Source organism: Pseudomonas sp. 8 R 14, from assembly GCF_900005955.1.
GTDB classification, from domain to species: domain Bacteria; phylum Pseudomonadota; class Gammaproteobacteria; order Pseudomonadales; family Pseudomonadaceae; genus Aquipseudomonas; species Aquipseudomonas marginalis.
The window spans coordinates 38,864-46,198 of sequence record NZ_CVTH01000036.1; the positions used below are offsets into that span (position 1 = coordinate 38,864).

The window sequence follows — 7,335 nt, forward strand, 5'->3', positions numbered from 1 at the left end:
TCAGGCCGTGTATCTTTTTGATAATTTTTTATTGTTATTAATCAATGTGTTGCGTGAATAACTAGCGCGGACATGCAACTGACTCTGTTTCTTGGGTTACTGCTAGTTCGATGTTAGTTTCGCGGCCCCTGATTTTCGACGGACCGAACATGTCTTTTTTATTGCCACGGACTCGGTATTTGCTATGCACTTTGCTGCTTGCTTATTTGAGCGGCAACAGTGCCTTGGCCGCCCCTACGCCGGGGGATCAGGACCTTATCCGCGACCGCCAGAACCGGCTTCTCGAAGAGCAGCGTCGGCGCCTGGAAGAGCTCCAGGACCTGCCCGGCAAGAGCAATCAGCCACAGGCCCCGGCACAGCCTGCTGACACCCGCTGCTTCCCCATCCAGGACATCGAACTCAAGGGCGCCGACAGCCTCTCCGCAGCCGACCGTAACCGCCTGCTCAAACCCTATATCGGCCAATGCCTGGGCGTTACGCAGCTCAATGAACTGCTCAAGGTCATCACCGATTACTACATTGCCAAGGGCCGCGTCACCAGCCGGGCCTACCTGCCGCAACAGGACCTTTCCAGCGGCCACCTGCAAGTGCTGGTGGTCGAAGGCAAACTCGAAGGCCTGAAGGGCGCCCAGGGCAGCACGGTCACCGACCGCGAGCTGGCCATGGCGTTTCCCGGCAAGGTTGGCGAGGCCCTCAACCTGCGCGAAGTCGAGCAACTGGTGGATCAACTGAGCCGCTTGCCGTCCAAACAGGCGCAAATGGAACTGACCCCCGGCACCCAGATCGGCGGCAGCGAAGTGCTGGTCAAAAACCAGCCGCAAAAACCCTGGCGCGCCAGCCTGTCGCGCAACAACGACGGCCAGAAAAATACCGGCGAACAGCAGTGGGGCGCGGGTCTGGAATGGGACAGCCCGCTGGGCCTGGCCGACCAACTGATCCTGCGCGGCGGCCACGATGCCATCAGCGACCACCAGAAAACCTCGAAAAACAGCATGCTCTACTACAACGTGCCGTGGGGCTGGTGGAACTTCAGTTACACCTACAGTGAGAGCGATTACCGCACGCCGGGCAGCGTCGATGACTTCAAATACAAGCAATGGGGCGACAGCCAGAATCACCAGCTGCGCGCCGAGCGTGTGGTGCATCGCGATGACGTGAGCAAGACGTCGGTCAATGTCGGCCTCACTCATTTGCGCACCAACAACTACATCAACGACACACGCCTGGGCGTCAGCAGCAACCGCCTCAGCGAATTCCAGGTGGGTATCAGCCACGGGCGCCGTATCGGCAGCGCGTTCGTCAACCTTGATGTGGGCATGCAAAACGGTATCGGTGCCTTCGATGCGCAAAAGGATGAGCAGACCCGTATCCGCGGCAACCTCACGCCCACGCCGCGCTACCGCAAATACACCGCCACCCTGAGCTACCTGCAGCCGTTCACGCTGTGGGGCGAGTCATTGAGTTTTTCCAGCCTGGCCACCGGGCAGCGCAGTGAAGACGTGCTGTACGCGCCGCAACGCATGAGTCTTGGCGGCTCGTACTCGGTGCGGGGTTTCAAGGACCAGCAGTTGAACGGCGACAGCGGCGGCTACTGGCGCAACGAAGTGCGTTGGGCGCGCCCGGTGACCCTCGACTGGATGCGCCCGGCCTTCGCCGAGTACGGCGCCAGCGTCGGCTACGACCAGGGCGTGATTCGCAACGATCGCTACAACGATGACCAGCACGGCCGGGTATCGAGTAACTCCCTGGAGCTGTTTGCCCGTGGCAAGCACGTCAGCACCAGCGTGACGTTTGCCCATTCGCTGGAAAGGCCTGGCGTCGTGACCGAGCGCGAAGCGCCGATTTATTTCCGCCTGGATTTCTTCCTGTAATTCAACACCGCTGCCTTGAGATTTTGAATATGGACGTTCGCCCTGTTACTGCCCTGAAAAGCCTGAGCCAACGCGGCCTGGCCCTGATCCTGGCCAACGCGTTGTTCTGGCAGCCGCTGCTGGCCCAGGCCGAGGGCATCGTGGTCAGCGGCCCCGGCACTACCGTCGGGCAGGCGGGCAACGGCGTTCCGGTGGTGAACATCGCCACGCCCAATGGCAGCGGGCTGTCCCATAACCAGTTCAAGGACTACAACGTCGGTCCCAACGGCGTGATCCTCAACAACGCCACGGGCATGGTGCAGAGCACGCAGCTGGGCGGGATCATCGTCGGCAACCCGAACCTCAAGGGCGGCGCTGCGAATGTCATCCTCAACGAAGTCAACGGCGGCAGCCCCAGCCAGTTGCGCGGCTACACCGAAGTGGCGGGGCAGTCCGCCAAGGTCATCGTGGCCAACCCGTATGGCGTGAGCTGTAACGGTTGCGGCTTTATCAATACCCCCAACGTCACCCTGACCACCGGCAAGCCGATTCTTGACCAGGCCGGGCGCCTGGACCGCTACCAGGTGGACGGCGGTGCGGTGACCATCGACGGCCAGGGCTTGAACGCCAGCAACGTCGACCGCTTCGAGATCATTACGCGTTCGGCCAAGATCAACGCCAAGATCAATGCGCGCCAGCTCACCGTGATTGCCGGACGCAATGACGTCGACGCCCAAAGCCTGAAAACCACCGCGCGCGCCGACGACGGCAGCACCAAGCCGGAACTGGCCATCGACTCGTCGGCCCTGGGCGGCATGTATGCCGGTGCGATCAAACTGGTGGGCACCGAAGCCGGCGTGGGTGTGAAGCTCGACGGCACACTGGCAGCCAGTGGTGGCGATATTCAGCTCGACGCCAACGGCCACCTGAGCATGGCCCAGGCCGCCGCCAGCGGTGCGGTGGACATCAAGGCCGCGAGCCTGGAGACCAAGGGCGCCGTGTACGCGGGCACCACCCTCAAGGCACAGACCAAGGGCACCCTGAAAAACAGCAAGACCCTCGCCGCCCGCGACAGCATCACACTGACCAGCAACGGCCAACTGACCAACAGCGGCATCGTCGAGGCCGGGGTCAACGCCGATAACACGCGCAACACCGTCGGCGACGTCAAGCTCGAGGCCCAGCACATCAGCAATACCGGCACGGTGATCGCCAATCGCGAGTTCGGCGCCACCGCCAATACCCTGGACAACCAGGGCGGTACCATGAACGCCAAGCAGGTGTTGAACGTCACCGCCGCCAGCGTAGACAACCGCAACAACGGTCGCCTGCTCAGCGACGGCACGCAGACCCTCACCGTCAGCGGCCTGCTGGACAACAGCCAGGGCGGCATCATCGACAGCACCGGTGCCTTCACCCTGCACGGCGATACCCTGGACAACAGCGCCGGCAGCCTCACCGGTGGCGGCGCAATCACCCTGGACCTGATCGGCGACCTGATCAATCGCAATGGCAAGCTGGCGAGTGCCGGCCCGTTGCTGATCCAGCGCGCCGCCCACGTTGACAACCAGGGAGGCAAGCTCGCCAGCCAAGGTTTGCTGACCCTGTTCGCCAACAGCATCGACAACCGCAACAACGGTACCCTGGCCGCCAACGATGGCCTGACCCTGACCACCAGCGGCCTGCTGCAAAACGGCGGCAACGGCCTGATCCACAGTGAAAAGTCCGGCGTGACCCTTACCGCCGGCACCCTCGACAACGACGGTGGCCGCATCGCCGCCAAAGCCGGTGATGCGCAGATCGACGCCACTGACTTCAACAACGGCAGCGGCGCGCTGTTTGCTCGGGATCGCGTGCACCTGACCGGTATGAATGTGGATAGCGGCGGCGAGATCGCCGGCAACCGGATCGACGTCAGCCTGACCGGGGCCCTGGTTAACCGTGGCCTGATCGAGAGCGCCACCGCCCTCGACGTCGACACTGCCAGCCTCACCAACAGCGGCCAGATGCGCGCCCTCGGCACCACCGGCAAGACCCGCTACGCCATCGGCGGCCTGCTCAACAACAGCGGTAGCCTTGAGACCGCCAACGACCAATTGAGCCTCGCCGCCACCCGCTTCCAGAACACCGGCGGCAAGGTATTGCACGTGGGCACTGGGGCACTCGACCTCAGCGGCATCAGCCTCGACGATGTCGGCGGCAGCCTGGTGACCAATGGCGACCTGATCCTCGATAAGGCCAACTGGACCAACAGCACCGCGATCCAGGCCGGGCGCCTGACCGTCAACGTCGATAACCTGCAACAGACCGCCACCGGCAAACTGCTCGGCATCCGCGCCCTGGTCGGCAGCGGCAAGGACTGGACCGTGGGCGGCAGCGTCGCCAGCCAGGGCAGCCTGGATCTTTCGGTGGACAACCTGCTCAACGACCACGGCCTGATCTTCAGTGGCGGCGACATGAACCTCAAGGTCGACCGCCTGAAAAACCTCGGCGCCGCGATCTACGCCATGGGCAACCTGCGTGTCGATCGCGACGGCCAGGGCGGCCTGGCCACCAGCATCATCAACAGCTCGGGGACGATCGAGAGTGAGCGCAACCTGATCCTGGCGGCCAGCACGATCCAGAACATCCGTACTGTGCTCACCACCGAGTCCGGCATCTACAGCGCCTCCATCACGCCCATCGCCTGTATCGACGGGGTGACCGGTGGCGACTGCGAAGGCGGCAAGCAGAACCGGCCGTTCCAGATTACCCAGCGTGATCACTTCATCGTCAGCGATGCCACGGCGGCGTCCAGCATTACCTCGGGCGGCAACATGCTGCTCACCGGCGGCGAGCTGCTCAACAGCAGCAGTAGCATCGCCGCCGGCGTCAACCTCACGGCCATCGTCAACCAACTCACCAACGTCGGCGTCGTGACCCACGATACCCAGTATGACCGCGTCTTTACCTCAGCCCGCGAGCGCAAGCCCGGAGGCTGGTACCGTGAAGCCGCGGCCTTCACTCAACGCTATTCGGCAGGCCAGGACATGACCGGCGTCGAAGCCGGCCTGGCGTCGTTCATTGGCAAGATGGAGAGCGAAAAGACCGACCTGCGCAAAACCACCCAGCTGATGGTGCCCGACCAGAGCTACGCCGCCGTCATCCAGGCCGGTGGCAGTGTGGACGTGAGAGCCCAGGCCGGCATCGACAACAGCGTCGTGCAAGGTGGCTACACCTACGTCGGCAGCGGCGCCAACACCAAGGCGCCGGGCTACTCGACCCTGGTCAGCCTCAACGCGCAACTGCCACCGGACGTTGCCCAGCAACAGGTCAACCCGCTGGGCCTGCCCGGCTTCGACCTGCCCACCGGCCAGAACGGCCTGTTCCACCTCAACGACAGCGATGGCGCCAAAGGCCTGCCCACCAGCCAGTTCGCGGCCAACCCGCACAAGTACCTGATCGAAACCAACCCGCTGCTCACCGACATGCGCCAGTTCATGAGCTCGGACTACATGCTGACCAAGCTGGGCTACGACCCCGACACCGCGCAACGTCGCCTGGGCGATGGCTTCTATGAACAACGCCTGATCCAGCAAGCCGTGCTCGCCCGCACCGGCCAGCGCTTCATCGATGGCCAGACCAGCGACGCCGACCTGTTCAAGCACCTGATGGACAACGCCATCAGCAGCAAAAGCGCCCTGAATTTGTCCGTAGGCGTGAGCCTCACCGCCGAACAAGTCGCTGCCCTGACCCACGACATCGTGTGGCTGGAAAACGCCACCGTCGCCGGGCAACAAGTGCTGGTGCCGGTGCTGTACCTGGCCCAGGCGAATAACCGCCTGGCACCCAACGGTGCATTGATTTCCGGCACCGACGTCAACCTGATCACCGGCAGCCACCTCAACAACGCCGGCACCTTGCGCGCCACCGGCAACCTGCTGGCGAACGTCGGCAGCAACCTCACCAACAGTGGGTTGATGGAAGCCGGTGGTCGCCTCGACCTGCTCAGCGGCAACAACCTGACCAACCGCGCAGGCGGTGTGATCAGCGCGGGCAACGTCAACCTCGCCGCCGGCGCCGACCTGCTCAACGAACGCAGCGTCACCACCCACGAAAGCGCCAGCAGCTACCGCACCGAACGCAGCGACTTCGTCGACAGCGCCGCGCGCATCGAATCGGCCAACGATCTGGCCATGCAGGCTGGCGGCAACATCAACAACGTCGGCGGCGTGCTCAAGAGCGGTGCCGATGCCACAGTCAAGGCGGCGGGCGACGTCAACATCACCGCCTCGAAAAGCCTCGACAGCGGCGCCATCGGCAACCGCTCCAGTTTCACCACCATCGCCCAGCAAGGCTCGGTGGTCGAGGCCGGCCGCGACCTGCATGTGATTGGCGGCCGCGACATCAGCGCCGTGGCCAGCCAGGTCAATGCCAAACGCGACGTCAACCTGATTGCCACCCGCGACCTCAACGCCATTGCGGCGGCCAACGAGCAGCACTCCACGACCAACACGAAAAAGGTCAAGAGCATCGAAGACCACGTGCAGCAAGTGTCCAGCGTGATCAAGGCCGGCGGCGACGCCACCCTGAGCGCCGGGCAGAACCTGCAACTGGTCGCCAGCCAGGTCAATGCCGGCAACGAGGCGTACCTGGTATCCGGCAAAAACCTCGAGCTCAAAGCCGCGCAAGACCAGGACTACAGCTTCTACAGCAAGACCAAGAAAACCTCCCAGGGCAAGAAATTCCGCCTGGATGAAACTGACGTCGTGAACAACGTTGGCAGCCTTGTCAGCGCGGGGACGAACAGCACAGTCGTCGCCGGTGCCGACCTGCTGCTGGCTGGGAGTGCCGTCACTGCTGAAAAAGGCGCCACGCAACTGGTGGCCGGCCAGGACGTGAACATCCTCGCCGTCAGTAACGCCGACAGCGCCCGCCACGAACGCAAGGAAAGCAAAAGCAGCTGGGGCGGCCTCAAGTCGAGCAAAGTCCAGGACAAAGTCGACGAAAAACGCACCACCGCCCTGGGCAGCATGGTCTCCGGCGAAACCGTCACCGTCGCGGCCAAACGCGATGCCACGGTCACCGGTTCCAACCTGGTCAGCACCGGCGACCTCGCCGTCCAGGCCGGCCGCGACCTGACCATCGACGCGGCGCAAAACACCTTCGCCCGCATCGACATGCACAAGGAAAAAAATCGCGACCTCACCGGCGTGCTGACCGGCAACAAGCTCGGTCTGGACGACATGACCGGCAACCAGAAGCTGTACATAAACAGCTCGAAGCACAACGGCACGGCCAATGAAATGACCTTGACCGGCAGCACGATTGGTTCGAGCGCGGGCAATGTGTCGTTGACGGCGGGGCGTGAGTTGAAGGTGGTGGCCAGTGATCTGGTGAGCACCAAGAACATGGAGTTGAGTGGGGCTGATGTCACCGTTACTTCGGGGATGGAGACGGCCAGTCAGACCAGTAAGGACAGTTCCAAGAGCTTGGCGGTTGGGCG

Annotated in this window: 2 protein-coding genes; both read left to right on the forward strand. The window is 63.2% G+C overall.

Annotation, left to right across the window (positions count from 1 at the left end; translation table 11 throughout):
• Positions 1–149 precede the first annotated feature (149 nt).
• A complete protein-coding gene (locus BFQ01_RS06630) occupies positions 150–1,871 on the forward strand; it encodes a ShlB/FhaC/HecB family hemolysin secretion/activation protein (RefSeq protein ID WP_065924688.1) in 1,722 nt (573 codons plus the stop codon).
• Positions 1,872–1,900: 29 nt separating this feature from the next.
• Positions 1,901–7,335: two-partner secretion domain-containing protein (locus tag BFQ01_RS06635; RefSeq protein ID WP_065924689.1), on the forward strand; the 5,435-nt coding region annotated here is incomplete at its 3' end.

Coding starts and splice junctions, on each gene's coding strand:
- BFQ01_RS06630 (WP_065924688.1), top strand. CDS start 150: ATGTCTTTTTTATTGCCACGGACTCGGTATTTGCTATGCACTTTGCTG.